Annotated in this window: 15 protein-coding genes; 12 read left to right on the top strand and 3 right to left on the bottom strand. The window is 37.0% G+C overall.

Features of this window, described 5'->3' with window-relative positions:
• Positions 1–7 precede the first annotated feature (7 nt).
• The 5 genes from IGK01_RS12340 (at position 8) to IGK01_RS12320 (ending at position 5740) form a co-directional block, all read left to right on the top strand.
• Positions 8–883 carry a YitT family protein gene (locus IGK01_RS12340; protein WP_010734230.1) on the top strand — a complete coding sequence of 292 codons (876 nt, stop codon included), beginning with the start codon at positions 8–10 and terminating at the stop codon, positions 881–883.
• A 249-nt stretch (positions 884–1132) separates the two neighbouring features.
• Positions 1133–1279: a hypothetical protein gene (locus IGK01_RS12335; RefSeq protein WP_155237725.1), complete on the top strand. Its 147-nt coding sequence runs from the start codon at positions 1133–1135 to the stop codon at positions 1277–1279.
• 1525 nt (positions 1280–2804) lie between these two features.
• Positions 2805–2993, top strand: a complete 189-nt coding sequence (locus tag IGK01_RS12330) for a type II toxin-antitoxin system HicA family toxin (protein WP_010734231.1) — start codon at positions 2805–2807, stop codon at positions 2991–2993.
• 34 nt (positions 2994–3027) lie between these two features.
• A complete protein-coding gene (locus IGK01_RS12325; RefSeq protein WP_010734232.1) occupies positions 3028–3414 on the top strand; it encodes a type II toxin-antitoxin system HicB family antitoxin in 387 nt (128 codons plus the stop codon).
• Between the two features lie 394 nt (positions 3415–3808).
• Positions 3809–5740 (top strand): acyltransferase family protein, encoded by a 1932-nt coding sequence (locus IGK01_RS12320; protein ID WP_010734233.1) that lies wholly within the window; start codon positions 3809–3811, stop codon positions 5738–5740.
• Positions 5741–5861: 121 nt separating this feature from the next.
• On the opposite strand, the gene IGK01_RS12315 is transcribed toward IGK01_RS12320, so the two are convergent.
• Positions 5862–6149 carry a GIY-YIG nuclease family protein gene (locus tag IGK01_RS12315; protein WP_010734234.1) on the bottom strand — a complete coding sequence of 96 codons (288 nt, stop codon included), beginning with the start codon at positions 6147–6149 and terminating at the stop codon, positions 5862–5864.
• Positions 6139–6873, bottom strand: a complete 735-nt coding sequence (locus IGK01_RS12310; RefSeq protein ID WP_010734235.1) for a tRNA1(Val) (adenine(37)-N6)-methyltransferase — start codon at positions 6871–6873, stop codon at positions 6139–6141. Before IGK01_RS12310 ends, IGK01_RS12315 begins: the two co-directional genes overlap by 11 nt.
• 131 nt (positions 6874–7004) lie before the next feature.
• Between IGK01_RS12310 and IGK01_RS12305 the strand changes: the two genes are divergently transcribed.
• The 4 genes from IGK01_RS12305 (at position 7005) to IGK01_RS12290 (ending at position 15273) form a co-directional block, all read left to right on the top strand.
• Positions 7005–7640 (top strand): lysophospholipid acyltransferase family protein, encoded by a 636-nt coding sequence (locus IGK01_RS12305; protein WP_010734236.1) that lies wholly within the window; start codon positions 7005–7007, stop codon positions 7638–7640.
• 163 nt (positions 7641–7803) lie between these two features.
• Complete coding sequence (locus IGK01_RS12300; protein ID WP_438840795.1) at positions 7804–8922, top strand: exonuclease SbcCD subunit D; 1119 nt, start codon at positions 7804–7806, stop codon at positions 8920–8922.
• 6 nt (positions 8923–8928) lie between these two features.
• The gene (locus IGK01_RS12295; RefSeq protein ID WP_178946525.1) at positions 8929–12060 is read left to right on the top strand and encodes an AAA family ATPase; all 3132 of its coding nucleotides are present in this window, start codon (positions 8929–8931) and stop codon (positions 12058–12060) included.
• A gap of 18 nt (positions 12061–12078) precedes the next feature.
• Positions 12079–15273, top strand: a complete 3195-nt coding sequence (locus tag IGK01_RS12290) for a DEAD/DEAH box helicase (protein ID WP_438840794.1) — start codon at positions 12079–12081, stop codon at positions 15271–15273.
• A gap of 136 nt (positions 15274–15409) precedes the next feature.
• Here the strand turns inward: IGK01_RS12290 and IGK01_RS12285 are convergent, their stop codons facing one another.
• Positions 15410–16132, bottom strand: a complete 723-nt coding sequence (locus tag IGK01_RS12285) for an HAD family hydrolase (RefSeq protein ID WP_010734240.1) — start codon at positions 16130–16132, stop codon at positions 15410–15412.
• Between the two features lie 753 nt (positions 16133–16885).
• Here IGK01_RS12285 and spxA point away from each other — a divergent pair.
• The 3 genes from spxA to IGK01_RS12270 all read left to right on the top strand — a co-directional run bounded on the left by spxA (position 16886) and on the right by IGK01_RS12270 (position 19214).
• On the top strand, positions 16886–17284 hold the full coding sequence (gene spxA, locus IGK01_RS12280; protein ID WP_019723016.1) for a transcriptional regulator SpxA: 399 nt from the start codon (positions 16886–16888) through the stop codon (positions 17282–17284).
• Positions 17285–17447: 163 nt separating this feature from the next.
• Positions 17448–18098 carry an adaptor protein MecA gene (locus tag IGK01_RS12275; RefSeq protein WP_010734242.1) on the top strand — a complete coding sequence of 217 codons (651 nt, stop codon included), beginning with the start codon at positions 17448–17450 and terminating at the stop codon, positions 18096–18098.
• 120 nt (positions 18099–18218) lie between these two features.
• Complete coding sequence (locus IGK01_RS12270) at positions 18219–19214, top strand: competence protein CoiA (protein WP_153830535.1); 996 nt, start codon at positions 18219–18221, stop codon at positions 19212–19214.
• Positions 19215–19322 lie beyond the last annotated feature (108 nt).

Raw genomic sequence — 19322 nt, 5'->3', positions numbered from 1 at the left:
TTTTTTCATGAAAAAAACTTTCGAAAATTGGGCGTATCATGATTATACGACCAAACTTTCGGTGTCGATCGTCTATGCTCTGATTGCTTCAGTTGCATTGAACTTTTTTTATCAACCAGGAAACATCTATTCAAGTGGGATAACCGGTCTTGCACAAATCTTAACGACCCTTTCTAAATCAGTGATTGGTTTTGAAATCCCTGTTTCAACCACATTATATTTATTGAATATCCCGTTATTTTTTTTAGCTTGGTTTAAACTTGGAAAGAAATTTACGATTTTTACATTTATCACTGTGACATTAACCTCGCTTAGTATCCATCTTTTGCCACAAACGATTCTTTCGACTGATCCGATCATTTGTGCGATATTCGGTGGTGCCGTCAATGGGGTTGGTATTGGTTTAGCATTAAAAAATGGTTTGTCTTCTGGCGGATTAGATATCGTGAGTATTACGATCCGTAAAAAAACAGGTCGATCCATCGGTTCGATTTCCATTTATTTCAATGCACTGATTGTTTTCGTAGCGGGCTTGCTCTTCGGCTGGCAGTATATGTTTTATAGTGCTTTGTCGATTTTTGTGAGTGGTAAAGTGACGGATGTCGTCTATACGAAACAAAAAAAGATGCAAGTCATGATCGTGACTAAACATCCTGAAGCAGTGATCGAAGCCATCCAAAAATGTATGCGTCGTGGGATCACGATCATCAATGAAGCAGAAGGTGCGTACAAGCACGATAAACAAACAGTCTTAATGACGATCGTTACTCGCTATGAGCTTCCTTTGTTACGTGAAGCAATGAAATCTTCTGACCCGCAAGCATTTGTCAGTATTGCGGAAAATGTTCAAATTCTCGGACGTTTTTATGAAGATGGGATTTAGATTTTAGTAAACTAGTTAGATAAAACACAGTGGATAACTGAATGGTTATCGCTGTGTTTTTTTGATCTTCTTGTCGCTAGAATACCAGAAATGATTGTTGCGATTAAGGAATTGAAAATAATCATTTATGCTATCGATATTTCAACAGACAAAAGGCGTCTTCTTTCATAAGATTTATGAAGTATGATCATATGAAGCACTTACCTGATCTTAGATAGCCACAATGCAATTCAAATTGGATTAGTAGAATTGGCTAGTGATGATGTAGGCCTAACGACGATTGGTAATTTCCTTGACTATGTACCTGTTCAAGACGGGTTAGAAAAAATTCCTCCTAGCTTGGTTGCTAAACATATGCAAGAAGATATCTTAAAACAAGTGACAATAATTGATTGATACAAAAATGATAAATGAGTGCAATAACATAACCAAAGAACTACAAAAAGATAAGATATTGAACGAAACCGAAGTTTACGATTTTACAATTAAAAAATCAAAAAGCGAACTTCCTTTATTGAAGTCTTTAAATTTTATGATCAACTATTTGACTACCTACAAGCTTAAAAAATAAAGATATTTTAGAGCATGCTGACTTTGTAAAATACTTTGTTAAAATGCAAATTGACATATTAAACAAAGAGCTGAATCCCGTTTCTGGGGAGCAACGAGCAGAATATAATTTTCACAGAAAAATAGAAGATTCACTCAAATAGGATCTACTTCTTATTGATGAGCCTGAGTCTTCTTTTGATAATATGTTTTTAAACAACAGAATAAATACTGTCCTACAAGATATTTCTAAACGTATTCCTGTTTTTGTCTCAACACATAATAATAGAATCGGCGCATCTAACGACAGTTCCGTTAGCAATCTGTCTGTGCAATTGAATTGTTTTGAAGCCGGCGAACGAACCTCCAAAACAAGGAGAGATACTTATTAAATACTTGGAAATTGATCAAATCATTAAAGAGGATATCTTCGAATTAATTTCTCTAGCCTTTTAATCAAAAGACGGTACTACATTTGAAAGGGATGGATTTTCAGAGGAAATGCTACAACCTGGAGTTCATAAAATTGAAATGGCAACACTTATTTTGAAAAAAGTTAAAAAGTGTAGTTTTTTTCTCTTACTTCGGTAGCCACTTGTAGAATAATGACACTAAAACTATCAGTGGCAACACTAAAATTTGTATTTTCAGTTATGGTATAATAATTGTGCTGTCTGCTACCCCGGCCTATTCTGGCAAGGGGAGGAGGTTATAGCTATGAAGTTTCTTCTTGATTTTACTTTTGCAATCATAGCAGAGGTAGCTGCACACTACTTCTGTCAATGGCTTGATTGTAAAATTGCCAAAAAAGGCAGTAAGCCTACCCGTTAATTCGTATAGAAACGTAAAAGAAAACCACTAGCCTGCACGCTAGTGGTTTTTGATTATAGCTATGAGAATTCTTCTTTGTAGCTAAATTATATCATAAATAACATTAATTTCAATGAATAACTAGCCTTTCATATTAATTGGAAACCAAAAAAATGTGATTCGATCTGCTGATATGAATAGTGCATAAACAAACTACTATGCAATCTAGTTTATTTTTCATTTTAACGTTGCTGATTCTCCCTCCCCACTTATTTTAAATATACAATTAAACACAAAGTATTTTTATTCGTGTGCTGCGATTAGGAATGCAGAATGTCATAAGAATTATTATTAAAAAAATTTCTGGCGTTTTTCGTAACTTTGAAGAAGACGACATGGGAAATAACAAGTTGAAATTATAGATATTGACTAGTATTACATAATAGGATGTGCTCACTTTAAAAATAATTTAAGAGAATTTTTATTTTCGTTGAAGCTATAGTTTGCAACTTTACAGTACGCCCAGCACGTATTATTATATAATAGTCAAGAGGTATGTGCAATGCCCATGACAATCAGAGAAGCAGAAAAGCTACTGAAAGATGCTGGCTTTGTTGAAGTGAAAGGTGGGAAGGGCTCACATAGGAAATTCACTAAAAAGGATCATCCTAGACCTGTTATCCTTACTAGCCATTCAAAAGAGTTATCTAGAAGAGTAGAAGATTCTGTTCGAAAAGCAGTGGGCATTTAAGCCCGCTGTGCTGTTACGAAAGAAGGGGAGATGAATGAAAAAAGTTTATCCAGCTATTTTTGAAAAGGATCCTGTTGGATATGGAATTTATTTTCCTGATATCGAAGGAGCAGTGACACAATCAAAAGATATTATCGAGGGGTTAGAAGTTGCATCGGATGCTTTAGGGATCATGCTCGGTGATTTAGTTGAGAATAATAAACCTTTGCCAAAGCCAACTAATATCAATGATCTTTCGATTGATTCTGAGCGTGAATTTGCTACTTTGATTTCTGTGGATCTAAATGATTACTTAAAAGATGTCCAACTAGATAAAAAGACAATAAAAATTCCTCATTGGTTAAATGTGCGCGCAACAAATGAAGGGATAAATTTTTCAAAAACAATGTCTGAAGCTTTGGTTCAAAAATTAAATATATGATACGAAAGAGAACGATCATCTGTCTGCTAAAGGACAGGTGATGTTTTTTTGTAATAATTAGGAATGAGTTATTAAAGTGATCATAGAAAAGGAGTGACAGAGTGCTTGCAACCAAGGAGTATAGATGTTTATCCTTGTTAAGAGTAGATATCATTCAATTATTTCTCGCCCATCAACGAAAAATAATAGAAAATAATGAAACCCTATCCAAGCAACAATTAGCCAACTTGTTATATTTGAAATTTTGTTAAAGTTACTTAAAAATGTGTTCTTTTTTGATGAACTATGGGATTATAGTATAAAGTGGCAACTTTTATGAAGTTTTTGCTTGCTATTTTTTGGTAATGCACGTATATTACGAATGAAAAAAGTTTATGAAAAGTTGGAATATTGAATGGAAAAACAAAAAAGATTAAAAAATAGCCGGTATATCACGGGCTTCGATGGGATTCGTTCATTAGCGGTCATCGGGGTTATTTTATACCACTTGTTGCCAACAAGTATGAAGGGTGGTTACCTCGGAGTTCCGATATTTTTTGTCGTTTCAGGTTATCTTATTACCGATCTCTTACGACAAGAGTGGGAACAAAATGGAAAAATCAATATTTGGCAATTTTACGTTCGGCGAATGAAACGACTGTATCCTGGGCTCGTTTTCTTGCTTATTACTGCATCAGCATATATTACGCTATTCCAGCGAGGATTGTTGAATAATCTTCGGGGCGTTGTACTCAGCAGTTTATTCTATGTCAATAACTGGTGGCAGATCAATAATGGATTATCCTATTTTGATCGTTTTGCAAATGAGTCGCCATTTACCCATATTTGGTCCTTAGCAGTAGAGGCGCAGAACTATCTGATCTGGCCGATCATTTTTGTATTACTCATGGTATTTGTCCGTAAGAAAAAAAATATTTTTTATGTCATTATGGGCACAGCCATTGCTTCAGCGATTTTGATGATGGTGTTGTACTCGCCAAATGGCGATCCTACCCGTGTGTATTATGGGACAGATACTCGCTTGTTCTCGATTTGGATGGGGAGTGCATTGGCTTTTGTTTGGCCAAGTACGCGATTGAAGAAAAATATCCCTAAACAAGCAAAGAAAGTATTGAATTTAGCGGGTTTTAGTTCGTTGATCATTTTGATCCTCTTTTTCTTTTTCTTAGATGACCATTTGAGCTTTATCTATTATGGCGGGTTCTTTTTAGTCAGTCTTTTATGTATGGTTCTTGTGGCAGTCACAGCTCATCCCGGTGCGAGCTTGAATCGCTGGTTGACGAATCCGGTCTTTAGTTGGATCGGTAAACGAAGTTATGGGATCTACTTGTACCAATTTCCGGTAATGATTTTTTACGAAGCGAAAGTATCAGGTATCGCTGATCATGTGTTGTTACACACGGTCATTGAAATCACATTGATTTTATTGATCAGTGAACTGTCGTACCGCTTTATCGAACGTCCATTGGCACGCTTTGATTATAGCCAAACGTTTCGCGTCGTCAAAGGCTGGTTCACCAAACCTATTTTCAGTTGGAAAAAGCCATGGGTGGTCCCTGGAACCTTAGTCGTAGCGATTGCCTTAGTCGGGTTCGTCACTGCACCTAAAAATGCTGTGACAGCGGACCAAGAGCAATTACAAAAGAATATTGCTGAAAGTAAAAAACTAGCTGAAAAAAGTCAGAATAATCAAGGCAATAATGTAGCACCTATTGACCAAGCGATTTTGGATAAATATGATTTGACCAAAGCGCAAGGGGAAAAAGCCCAACAACTAGAGCTGACTGCATTTGGTGATTCAGTCATGTTAGATGCTGCGGCAGATTTAAAAGAACTATATCCGCAAGTAGTCGTAGATGGCGATGTCGGTCGTCAACTCTACACAAGCCTTCCTTATATCGAAGAATTGAAAAATAGGGATCTATTGAAAGATACGGTATTAATTGGGTTAGGAACAAATGGCTCTTTTTCTGAGGCGCAATTTGATAGCTTGATGAACGCGATCGGGGATCGCAAAGTTTACTGGGTCAATGTTCGCGTACCAACGAAGCGCTGGCAAAATGAAGTCAACGCCATGCTCACAGAAATGGAAAAGAAATATGATAACATGACAGTGATTGATTGGTACGGTTATAGTAACGGTCACAGTGAATGGTTCTATGACGATCAAGTCCATCCAAATCCAGATGGTATGTTGAATTATATCCATCTAGTCAGTGAAGCACTATTAGGTGGAACAAAAGAATCAGAGACAAGTAAAACGAGTGAGACTGCTTCGACTAGTACGAGCGACACTCTATCTGATAGTACTCAAGTAAGTGAATAAAAACTGGGGTTGTGACAGCAATGTTTTGACCTGAGCAGTAGGATAACTCTTATAAAAAAGTGCCTCAACGAAAATCGTTCTCCGATCTTTCGTTGAGGCATTCTTTTTCTCTAAAATTTTTTTACTCCGTTTGATCAGGTAAAGAAAGAGAAGGGTGTGTCTTCAAATAGGTTTCTTTTTGCCGACGTGTTTGTTTTTTGAACGCGGCTTCGGCTTTTGTGGCTTCACTTCTTGTAGCGTATCCTTCTGCATGGATCATTTTTACAGGACGTCTTTTTTGCAAACGTGTGTATTTCGCACCTGTGCCATTATTATGTTCTTGTAAACGACGAGCCAAATCGGTGGTATATCCTCCATAGAACGTATTATCTTGGCAGTGCAACACATAAAAGTAATGGTTATTCTCCATAAAGCATCTCACGGAGTTCAGGGGTATACTCACCTTGCGTATCGTAGGTGAACAAAGGTGGAGACACTTTGAAACCATCGGCTTTTCCTTGCTTGATTCCTTCAATCAATAAAATATTTGCTTCTTTGCCTACTTTAGGATAAACAAACTGAACACGTTTCGGTGCAATCTGATAGGTTTGCATAAGGGTCAAAATCTCTAAGAAACGTTCTGGGCGATGTACAAGAGCTAAGCGACCATTTGTTTTTAATAACTTGCCGGAGATTTGGATCACTTCTTCCAACGTTGTATGGATCTCATGTCGGGCAATTGCTAGATGCTCATTTGGATTTTTTTTGTTTGTAGGTAAGCCTTTAAAGTAAGGGGGGTTACAGACGACTAAGTCACAAGAGTTGTGTCTGACAACCGATAAACTTTCTTTTAAGTCAATCGTATGCACGGTCATTTGTTGTTCTAAATGATTCAAGGAAATGCTCCGTCGAGCCATGTCAGCTAAGCGTGGCTGTAGTTCGATTGCATCGATCTTTGCCTGTGTTTGTTTGCTTAAAAATAGTCCGACAGCACCATTCCCTGAACAAAGGTCAACGATTTGACCGGTTTTTGGCGCACGAGCAAAATGAGCAAGCAATACAGCATCTAAAGAAAAGGAAAAAACTTGGGAACTTTGGATAATCTTAATATCTTTTGCATATAATTGGTCAATACGTTCATGTTCGTGAAGCATCTAATTCCCTCCAAATGAAAAAACTAATCGTATGTAGTATACTATTTTTGTTCAAAAGAACCAAGAGAACTTGTCAAATCGGTCTTTTTTAGGCATACTATAGGAACGAGAAGTAAAGAAAGGAAGAGGATATGTTCTATCGATTTATGCGCGGGCTCGTTAAAGTGATTTTAGCTGTCATCAATGGCAATGCCCGTTATGAAAATAAAGAAGTCTTACCAAAAGACGAGAATTACATACTTGTTGCACCACACCGCACTTGGTGGGACCCGTTGTATCTCGCTGTTGCTGCATCACCTAAATCGTTTAGTTTTATGGCGAAAGAAGAATTGTTCAAAAACCCTGTTTTACGATTTATCTTAACACGCTCGAATGCTTTTCCAGTCAAAAGAGACAATCCGGGACCAAGTGTGATCAAGACACCTGTCAAGATTCTAAAATCAACCGATCTAGGATTGATCATGTTTCCAAGTGGGACAAGACATGCGACTGAGTTGAAAGGTGGAATGGCGTTAATTGCCAAAATGGCCAAAGTAAAAATCGTTCCAGCTGTGTATCAAGGACCTCTCACGTTAGGTGATCTATTCAAACGCAAACGAGTGATTGTTCGCTTTGGTGAACCGATCGACTTGTCAGATATCAAAAAAACTGACAAGGAAGGAATGGCAGAAATCGAGCGACGCACACAAGCCGCATTTGATAAACTAGACAAGGAAGTAAATCCTGATTTTAAATATGAGATCATAAAAAAGAATGAAACAGAATAATTGTTCTTTATTCGATGAGCGATAAAAGAAACGGATTGTCTAAGACACCGCTTCTTTATCGCTTTTTTTGTTATAAAATCCCCTTTTTGTAATTGATTCTAGCTGTCATGTCCTTGATGGAAGTGTTATAATAGTAAGAAGGATATTTTTTTGAGGTGATGAGATGCGTTTTTTACATACAGCTGATTGGCATATAGGGAAAAAATTGCAGGGCTACGATTTACTTAAAGAGCAAGAACATGTACTATCTGAGATTTTAACGATTGCGAAAAAGGAAAAAGTGGATGCGATCGTTATTGCAGGTGATCTCTATGATCGAAGTATTCCGGCCGTAGAAGCCGTAGAGATATTCAATCGATTGATGATCGACTGGAACCTGAACGAAAAATTCCCGATTTTCGCTATCTCAGGAAACCATGATAGCAGTGTTCGATTATCTGCTGGAACTGAATGGTTCAGCCAAACAAAATTCTTTTTACACACCCGATTTGCTGAAGCTTTCCAACCTATCGACTATCAAAATACTCAATTTTTCTTATTGCCTTATTTTGAACCAATCTCTGCTAGAAGTTATTTTGAAGATGATACGATCCGCACGGTCCAACAAGCAATGGAAAAAGTAGTTGACCAGATGCAACTCGCTTTTGATCCTGAAAAAAAACAGGTGCTGGTCAGCCACTTTTTTGTGACGGGTAGTAAGAAATCAGATTCAGAAACAAAAATCGAAGTGGGCGGACTAGATGCGATTCCAGGTAGTTTATTGGAGCCATTTGATTATGTCGCTTTAGGACATCTTCATAATCAAGCAGCCTTGCAACAAGAAAATGCTAGATACAGTGGTTCGCCACTTAAATTCTCACTTTCAGAGATCAATCAGAAAACAGGTGTTTGGATCGTTGATCTAACTGACACCTTGGTGTTGGATTTTCAAGAAATCACACCTTTGTATGATATCGCTGAAGTAACTGCTAGTTTTAAAGAATTATTAGACCCAAGTTTTTACCATACGATCAACCGAGAAAATTATTTGCAGATTTATTTAAAAGATCGCGCAGTTATTCCTAACATGATGAACCAACTACGAGCAATCTATCCTCGAATACTTGGTGTCGAACGTGTCAATGGACGGCATCGTTCCACAAGCAAACGACAGACACTTGAAATCAAGCAACCAAAGAAACTCGCGGAAACATTCTTTACCGAAATGGTGGATGAACCGATGACAGAACAACAAATGAGCTGGTTAGAAGAAACGTTGCAAGAACTCACAGAAACGGAATGATCAAGTATGAAACCACAGACGTTACGATTGAAAAATTTTGGCCCATTTATTGATGAAACGATTGATTTCTCAAAATTGACCCAAGCGGCCTTGTTTTTGATTACAGGAAAAACAGGGGCTGGCAAAACAACGATTTTTGATGGCATGACTTATGCGCTTTTTGGAGAAACATCTGGAAGGTTGCGGTCTGGCAAAGAGATGCGGTCATTATTTGCGACACCAGAAGACGAAACGAGTGTCTTTTTTTCGTTTGAACATCAACAGTTGCGTTATGAAGTCGAACGTAAGCCTGAACAATTGTTAGCTAAACGCAAGGGTGAGGGCATGAGAAAACAGGCGGCAAAAGTCAGTTTAACGATCTTTGATGAAAAAGGAAAAGAAATTCGACAATTAACAAAACGTAGTGAAGTCGATCAAGAAATCAAAGAACTATTGAATTTAGATGCGAAACAATTTTCACAGATCGTCTTACTGCCGCAAGGAGAATTTCGGAATTTCTTGATTTCCTCTAGTAGTGAAAAAGAAACAGTTTTACGTAACTTATTCGGCACACAATTCTTTCAACGATTCACCGAACAATTGAAAGAAAAAGCCAAGAACAAGCAAAAAGAACTGGATCATTTAGAGCAAGAATTAGTCTTATTGCAAAGGCAATTTAGTTCCTATGAGGAGAAGCAACCGGCTGGTCTACAATCTTTTGAGACAGTGATCAATGAGTGGAAAGAGTATCAAGATCAAGTTTCAACAAGGCTCGCCTCAGAGCAAGAAGTATTAGAGCAACTGAAAGAAGAACAAAAAATCAGCGAGACGGATTACTACCACGGGAAAAATCAAAAATCTGCTTATGAAGAAAAGCAACAATTATTAGCAGAACAACAAGTGCTCAATGAGCAACAACAAGTGATCGAGGAGCACCAAAGATGGATTTCCCATTATGAAGTTGCTCAGCAATTGCGCACACCGCTTGAACGTAGCCAAGAATATCAAGAATCACTTACCACACAGGAAAGTGAGAAACAGCAACTAATTATTGCGTGCAATAAGGTGACAAGTGATTTACAGAAATGGCAAGAACAGGCGGACGTACGAGAAAATCTCGAACAAAAAATAGCAAAAATGAGTCAAACGCTCCAAGAAAAGCAACGATTGATCCCAGTGGCCGATACTTTCAGAGAAAAACAATCGGAACTTTCCGTAATGGAAAAAAAAGTCAGTGAGTTACAGCAAGAAATCCAACAACTGGCAGATCAGCAATTGATCCTTCAAGAAAGACAACAAACGAGTCAAACCGTTTTAGCAACCCAAGGGGAACTACAAGAAAAACAGTTGGTTTATGAACGTTTACGTTTAGAAGGGGAACGTTACTGTGAACAACAGCAACACCTTGATCACCTTGACAAAGAACTAGTAAAAAATCATCAGTACTTTGAACAAACAACAGAGCAATTGGTAGAAAAACAACGATTACTTGAACAACAAACACACGAGTTCAATCAATGTAAAAGCGACTGGGCAAAGCAACAAATTACTTATTTACAAACCCTATTGATACCTGGTGAACCTTGCCCAGTATGTGGTGCAACGGAGCATCCATTGACACCGGATAATCGTGAATCAGTGCAGGAAAACTTAGCTGTGCTTGAAGAAAAAATGGTCCAAGCAGAACAATCGATCGAAAAAACGCATCAAGAAATTGGTCGAAAAGAAGCAGAAATCGAAGAAATCAACCAACAGCTTGCTCGTTTAAGCCAGCAACAAGTGGAAATGAGTCAACAGTTGGATCAACAAGCAATTTATTTGAACACAGAGTTAAAAGCCACCTTCCAAATAGATGTCCAAGAAGATATTGTTCAAGGGTTGGCGGAAATAGAGAAAACCCTCAATGCTCGTTTAAAGGAAATCAAAAAAGCAGAAGAAGCACAAGTAAGGGTCATGGAAGAACTAGCCAGCAACAAAGAACAAAGTGAACAGATCAAAGCTCAACAAATGCTCCATAATGAAAAAATCCAACGACTCCAAGGTGAGATGGCAGGATTGAGTCAACAATTAGGAGCAGAAGACCTTGATACTTTAGTAAAAGAAGCTGATCAATTAGCCGAACAGTCGAGCAAGAGCAAGCAAGAATTGGAAGAGCAAATGGCCCAAGGTGAGAAACTCCAGCAAGAATCAGCTGTTTTGACGACTAAAATCGAAGCGTTGACTGAACAAATCGAAAAGACAATTGCTCAATATGAAAAAGAACAACGGAAAATCTCTAGTTTCTTAGAGCAACACACTGATTTTTCTTCGCAAGAAGCAATAGCAGCGTTGTTAAAAGAAACAGTCACATACGAAAATAGAAAAACAACGATCAAGGATTATCAAACGAAACAGTTGGTTCTTTCCACTCGCTTAGAACAATTGGCACATGTCACTTATGATGAAAAATCCCAAGATTTGACAGTGTTGAGTGAACGAATCGAAAAAATCAAACAACACATTGAAGAGCAACAACAATTGATCTATCACTTACAACAAGAGTATAAAACCAATCAGAAAGTGATCATGGAATTTACTACAAGTTATCAAAATAGTCAGGAACAACTAGATGAATTGATCCAGTTGCAACAATTATCACAGACAATGAATGGCGAAAATCCTAAAAAAACAAGTATTGAACGTTATGTCTTGCAAGTTTATTTACAAGAAGTCTTGCAAGTCGCTAATGAACATCTGATACGATTGACAAAAAGCCGCTATCAGTTTGAATTAGATGAAGAAGTTGGTAGCTACCGCGGAAAGACTGGCCTGGAGATCAACGTGTACGATGATGAAGCAGGAACGACCAGAGGATCGCATACTTTATCCGGAGGCGAAAGCTTTATTGCTGCATTATCATTAGCTTTAGCCTTGGCAGAAGTGATTCAAGCGCAAGCTGGTGGAATCACGATCGAAGCATTGTTTATTGACGAAGGGTTTGGTTCACTGGATGAAGAAGCCTTGGAAATGGCGATGGAAGCATTAGAAACAGTTGAAAGCGAAGGCAGGATGATCGGGATCATCAGCCATGTACGTGAGTTGAAAGAACGTGTCTTGCAACAAATACGAATTGATACAAAAGGTAGTGGACAGAGTGAAATACACTACCATTTTGGTTAAGAAGGGAGATTGATAACAATGAAATGGAGTATTCCGGAAAAAGTCATTGCAAGAGGGCGTCAATATTTGCAAGAAGACCGTGTGTTATCGGTTGTCCCAGATCAAGAAGATAATGTGTGGCATGCAGAGGTTTTAGGTAGCGAGCTGTATTTAGTTGATTTAGATGGTACAGCAAAAGAAATCGACTACTGTCAATGCCCATACTGGGAAGAACATCATTATTGCAAGCACACTGTTGCAGTAGAACTTTATTTACGATCGAAACAACTTTCTCGTATCATGCAGAAAGATCAAAAAATGATCGAACCAACGAAAAAGACCAGTGAAGGAGAACTATTGACAAAAGGATTTGCCCGATTAAAAGGGAAGACTTCTACTAAATCCTTGCAACCCTTAGTGATCGATTATCATGTCGAACAGATCGAAACCAATCAATACCATCCAGAACTTTCTATTTTGGCGGTTTATCTACGTGTGGGCTTTCTAGAAACACCTAAGAAGACATACATCGTAAAAAATATTTATGAATTTCTACAGGCGTATACAGAAGAAGAAAACTATACGGTCAATAAACAGTATCAATTCCGTTTAGAGCACCGAGTTTTCCAACAAGAAGATCAACAACTAATGGAGCTATTCGCAGGTATTGCACAGACACAAACATTATTAGGCGCAAACGGTGTCTTGGTAAAAGGGAAATTAGACAAGCGTTACTTACTTTTGCCAATCGATCAATCGAAATCTTTGTTAGAGCGTATGAATCAATCGACACGTTTGAAACTACAGATCAATGATCAAACTTATCATGGCATCCAGTTTTCAGATGATACGAAACCGCTAAGTTTTCAAGTCAAGAAGAGAGAAACACAGTATCAATTGACTGCCGTAAGTGACTTTGATTTGTTCTTGTCTCACTATCAGTGGGGGATCAGACAAGGTACTATCTATCATTTGACTAAACAGCAACAGACGATCTATTTGACTTGGAAACAACTGATGAAACGTTTTGAAGAGCCAGAAGTTGCCTTTCATAAGAAAGAATTGTCTTCTTTATTTAAAGAAATTTTACCGCTTTTAGATCAGATAGGAACCGTTGCTATTGATGATGAAGTGACAGCAGAAGTCGCAGATATTCCAGTAGAGTTTGTCTTTGTTTTTAAAAAAATGAAAGGGCAAATTCAAGCAAGGATCGATTTTGTATATGGAGATGTTGTGTTCTCCACAGATGAACGACATGAAACGCTTGCTGAGCAAACTACCGAAATATTGAGAGATACGGCGCAAGAACAGCGGGTCCTTGATTTGTTTCGTATGTACCGTTACCGGAAAAATAAAACGGGCTACGAACGTCCATTACCTGAAGGTGAAGCTTTGTATCAGTTTTTCCGGACAGAATTAGCTGTTTTTCGTCAATTTGGAGAAGTCCGTATAGGAAAAAAATTACGGGAATTATATCTAGATGCACAAAAACACCAACCACAGATCGAAGTAGAAGAAACAGGATCATGGCTAGATATCCGCTTTGATGTGACAGGAATCGACGAGCATGAAATCGACAATGTTTTGCAGAGTTTGTTAAGAAATGATTCATTTTATACCTTAGAAAGTGGACAGGTATTATCGTTTGATTCAGAAGAATTCCAACAAACAAGCAAAATCCTACAACAATTCAGAGATACGATCCGTTCAGACGATGGCGTTATCCAAGTGCCAAAAAATCAAGGATTGATGATCAAAGAACAATTTACAGGAAGTAATGCTAGTTTTGGCGATTCTTTCCAACAAATGACTCAAGACTTGATCGATCCTACGAATTACAAAGCCACTTTACCAAAGAATTTGCAAGCAGAGCTTAGAGACTATCAGAAGCAAGGCTTCCAATGGTTGAAAATGTTAGGTCATTATCAATTTGGTGGCATTTTAGCTGATGAAATGGGTCTAGGGAAAACGTTGCAGACTATTGCTTTTCTGCTTTCGGAGAAAGAAGAAAAAGGTGCGTTGGACGCCTTGATCGTAGCACCGGCGAGTTTGATCTATAACTGGCAAGCCGAAGTGAAAAAGTTTGCACCCTCATTGAGTGTCCAAGTGATCAATGGCAATAAGAAAGAGCGAGAAACTTTGTTAGCTGAAAAAGTAGATATTCGTGTTACTTCTTATGCGAGCTTACGTCAGGATCTTTCTGAATATCAATCATCGACGATTAATTATTTAGTCTTAGATGAAGCGCAAATGGTGAAAAATAGCAGCACAAAGACTGCTCAAGCTTTACGAGAGTTGCATATTCCACAGCGCTTTGCTTTAAGTGGGACACCAATCGAAAATAGCCTTGAAGAACTATGGTCACTATTTGCTACGATCATGCCGGGATTCTTTCCGAATCGGACACGTTTTAGAGAATTGACGACAGATGAAATCGCGCAAATGATCCGACCTTTTGTTTTAAGACGAGATAAGCAAACAGTTCTCAAAGATTTACCAGAAAAAACTGAAATGAATCTTTATTCTGCGTTGACGGAAGAACAAAAAACAGTGTACCTTGCTTATTTAAGACAAATGCGTGAAGAAGTATCAGCTATGGATTCAGAGTCGTTCAAAAAGAATCGGATCGGCATCTTGGCAGGACTGACACGTTTACGTCAAATTTGTTGTGATCCTCGCTTGTTTGTAGAAGACTACCAAGGTGGATCAGGTAAGTTAGAACAAGTAAAAGATTTATTACTAGCTGCAAAAGAAAATAACCGTCGTGTCTTGTTGTTCTCCCAATTTACGGGTATGCTGACGATCCTTCAAGAGGAATTAGCTGAATTAGGGCTAAGTACCTTTTATTTACGAGGAAGTACAAAGGCACAAGATCGTTTAACCATGGTCGATGCTTTCAACGCGGGTGAAAAAGATGTCTTTCTTATTTCACTTAAAGCAGGAGGGACTGGGTTAAATCTAACTGGCGCAGATACAGTCATCCTTTATGATTTATGGTGGAACCCAGCGATCGAAGAACAAGCTGCTGGAAGAGCCCATCGTATTGGACAAAAAAATGTTGTTGAAGTATGGCGAATGATTGCTGAAGGAACAATCGAAGAACGAATGGATTCCTTACAGCAAGAAAAACGAGAATTGTTCCAAAAAGTAATCCAAGGAAACGAAGAACAATTGACGAAACTAACAGAAGACGATATTCGTTTGATTCTAAGTATTGGTGAAAATGACGAATAAAGCGTAAAGATCATTTATTGAGTAATTACTCTCTTATACAGGAAACAGTAAATAAGCCAAGGAAGATAGCCACGCAAATCTGCGCAGTGATCTTCCTTGGTTTTTCTTGTTTATTTATTCGCAAATGCTTATTTGATCAGACAAGCTGAGCTTCTCCTACAGCAGTTTTTATAGCGGATAGCAGTTGATCGAACTCGTTGATCTCTACATCACACACTGGACGCTCGTTGATGGAACGTTTGCGGTGATTGAACCATAACGTCTGCCAATTGGCACTCTTAGCACCTAACACATCGTTTTCGTAATTATCGCCAACGTATAGTGTTTCATTAGGTGACATATTGAAAGTTTTCTCGGCTAATTGGAAGATTTCCTTTTCTGGTTTTTGAAAGCCAGTTGCTTGAGAAACTAGCATACAATCAGCAGGAATCCAATTTGTTAATTGAAGTTGATTTAATTTTTTTGTTTGATGATCAGTTGGTCCATTGGTGATGATCCCTAATGGAATATTTTTTTCTTTAAGAAAATCAAGTGTTTTTTTTACTTCAGGATGAAGAGAGATATTTGCTAGTTCCTCTTCGTAGACTTCTTGGAAAACTAAGCATTTTTCATCAGAGATAGGTGAATAACCTAGATCGATCAAGGACTGACTAATGCGGTGTGCACGCATATAATCGAGTGTCCATTCTCCAGCCATGACTTTTGGGAAATTCTCATCGCTGTGATGGCGGAAACGGATATATAATCCATGCATATCTTCTTCTGCTACTTGAGGTACCACGCTTTGAACTGAATTCTTAAATGGTTGTTGCTGATCATACATTGTATCGTCAACATCAAATACAACTGATTTAATCAAATTATTACACGCCTTTCAATATTCTATCTTTTCACAAATCCTCGCTTATTGTATCAAAAAAAAGGTGATAAAAACGTTGAGATTTAAAGGTTTTTATTACTATATTTCTTATTAGTTGACAGAATAAGGTTTGTGTATTTTAGTTTTTTTAACTAAAAATAATTAATTTTATTATAAAGAAATCAACAAATCTATTTTCCACTTTGTCAAATGGATTATAATAGTAAAAATAAATAAAACAAAAGATAACTTGTTTTTTTAATACAGAAAAAATAAAATTAGCAAAATATAAAATAACGTTAACTAGCAAGCTGGCTAGTAGGTTTTAACTTTTCCGTTGAACGCATCTGCTACTTCAATTTTATAGTGGCGTTAAAATCAACATTTTTTTAGTTTTTTTTATTTTCTGAGTTTTAAATTTTTTTTGTTATTAAATAAATAAAAAACATTACATGTGAAAAAAACGCTATCATTTTTAAAGTTTTCAAAAAGACTAGTACAGATTTTTGTGCTGTGTTATGTGTTTTTTGTATTGTAAAAGTATTTGAAAACTCTAATTTTTTTACTCAAAATTAAGTAGAAACCTTGGTTTAACTGTATATCTGTCTTAGATAACTTTCATTTTTTTAAAAAATAATTTAAAAAAAAGCTAGCTATTTAAATGTTGATTAGGTATAATAGAAACAGATGGAAGATATTCAGGATCTTCTGTTACAAAAATGTGGCTATAATCACAAAAAGGAGTGATGCACGTTGTTAACACTATATACTTCCCCAAGTTGTACTTCCTGCAGAAAGGCTCGTGCGTGGTTGCAAGAGCATCAGATTCCATTTGTAGAGCGAAATATTTTTTCAGAACCTCTTAATAGCTCTGAATTAAAAGCAATTTTACAAATGACGGAAGACGGAACAGAAGAAATTATTTCTACCCGTTCAAAAGTTTTCCAAAAATTAAACATGGATCTTGATGAGTTACCATTACAAGAACTTTTAGAGCTCGTACAAAACAATCCTGGTTTGTTACGTAGACCAATTATGATCGATAACAAACGTCTACAAGTCGGCTTTAATGAAGATGAAATTCGTCGTTTCTTACCACGAGATGTTCGTCAATTAGAATTACGTCAAGCCCAGCTAATGGCTGGTTTATAGAAAACACAGAATGAAACTTAGGAGGATGTGATGTCTTTCTAAGTTTTTTTTTATTAAAAATAAATTGTGTTTTTTTAGGACTTAATGATTTTTTCTTTACATTTATTCTTATTTCGCTACAATTAATCTATATGGATAGTTGGGATAAAGTGAGGTGTAGCATATGGAAATGGAACATATCAATGAGAATACGATTCGTGTAATGATTGGTCATGATGACCTAGAAGAACGTGGGGTCTCATTTTTAGATTTATTAGGTAACCACAGAGAAATTGAAAACTTTTTTTATAGTATCTTAGAAGAAGTGGATATTGAAGAGGAGTTCCAAAGTAGCGAAGCTGTCACTTTCCAAGTTTTGCCAAAAGGGGATGGCCTAGAGCTGTTTATCAGTAAGAATATGCCAGACGAAGAGATCGGTCAAAACAATGAATCGACGTTGAATAGCGCAGATGTTAGTGAGTTTCTTCAAGGTCAAATGCTTGCAAATGAAGAGGAAAGCGACTTAACAGAATCAACTACTGCAAGTGAACAACGAGCAATCTTTGTATTCAATGACTTTGAGCAAGTGATCCAGCTTGCCAATGATGTTCAGTTAGAATCAGCTTGGACAGATCTATACCAATTAGAAGAACGTTATTATTTAGTTGTTCACTTTTGGATGGAAAATCTAAATCAAACCGATGTTGAAAATCAATATGCACGTATTTTAGAATTCGCTGAGAAAAGTACACGAACAGCTGAAGCATTGAATGAATATGGGCAGCAATTGATGGAACGTAATGCTCTGGAACGAGTAAAATTTTATTTTGAATAAAGCATAGGATAGGCTAACACAGCGATAGTTGACATTGCTAGGTATGCTTTGTCGAGGGTCTCAACATTTGTTGAGACCTTTTTTCGTTGGCGTATTTATCTAATGAAAGGAAGTGAGTCGATGTTACTCGCCAAAGACAAAGAAGGGTCTATTTTTTTAGCAACTGATGCAACAAAAGAGTGCGACTACTATTGTCCAAACTGTGGGAATCAAGTGTTTTTAAAAAGAGGAATGAAGAGAATCGCCCATTTTTTCCATCATGATACTTCGGACTGCCAAGTATTTAGTGAGGCGGAATCTGAAGAGCATCTTAATCTAAAAAGACAATGTTTCCGATGGTTGAAAAAAAGCTATCCAAGAGTAGAAATGGAAGGATATCTATCACAACTGATGCAACGTCCGGATATCTTGGTTGGTCATCATGCGTTTGAGATCCAATGTTCTCCATTGTCTTATGAGCGAATGATCGAAAGGACGATCAATTACAAAGCAAATGGGTATGTTGTTTGGTGGCTATTAGGAATGAAATTTTTCAAAAGGAACGATTGCTTAAGATTAGAAAAAAAGTTTTGCTACTACGACGATTTACGACAGCTCCACTTTTGGCAAATCGACTGGTCTACGCAAAGGGTTTACTTATATAGTCAGATCTTCACAGACTTATCGGGGAAAATCAGGTTTGAACAATCTTCTTGGTCCTTTTTTGAGAAAGAGCTATTAACAGTATTAGAAGTCGAAAGTGGCTCATTGCGAAAAATACCAAGTTCTTCTTCCGTGAAAACAAAAGACTGGATAGCAAAACAAATCATTCGAAAAAATAAAAAAGTATTAGGAGTACAAGAACAGTGCTATCTAAGAAAGAAGCATGTGCTTTATCTTGAATCGTGGTTCTATGAAGGAAGTGATTTCTTTTGCTTTTTTTCTGAACAAGTATTCTTTTATCGGTTGCTGTTTTCACAGATGAAATGCAAAGAGAATGATAAGAAAACAAGTTCTTTCGATAAATGGTATCAGGAAATCAAGGAATATAAAAATGAGTGGTTATTTCCTTTGATTGATGAACAAAAAATTTATCGATTGTTTTATGAAGAGTGTAAACGTTTAGTACAAAAATAATAATCAGAGAAGAATTCCATATACAAAACATGAAAGAGTTATGATAAACTCAAAAGAGTAAGTAAAAAGTAACTATTATTTTTTATTCAGAAAAGCATAGTTGCAAAG

The organism is Enterococcus sp. AZ080 (genome assembly GCF_051714945.1).
Classification (GTDB): domain Bacteria; phylum Bacillota; class Bacilli; order Lactobacillales; family Enterococcaceae; genus Enterococcus_B; species Enterococcus_B pernyi.
The sequence above is the reverse complement of the archived record's forward strand: the minus strand, read 5'-3'. Positions and strand labels throughout refer to the sequence as shown.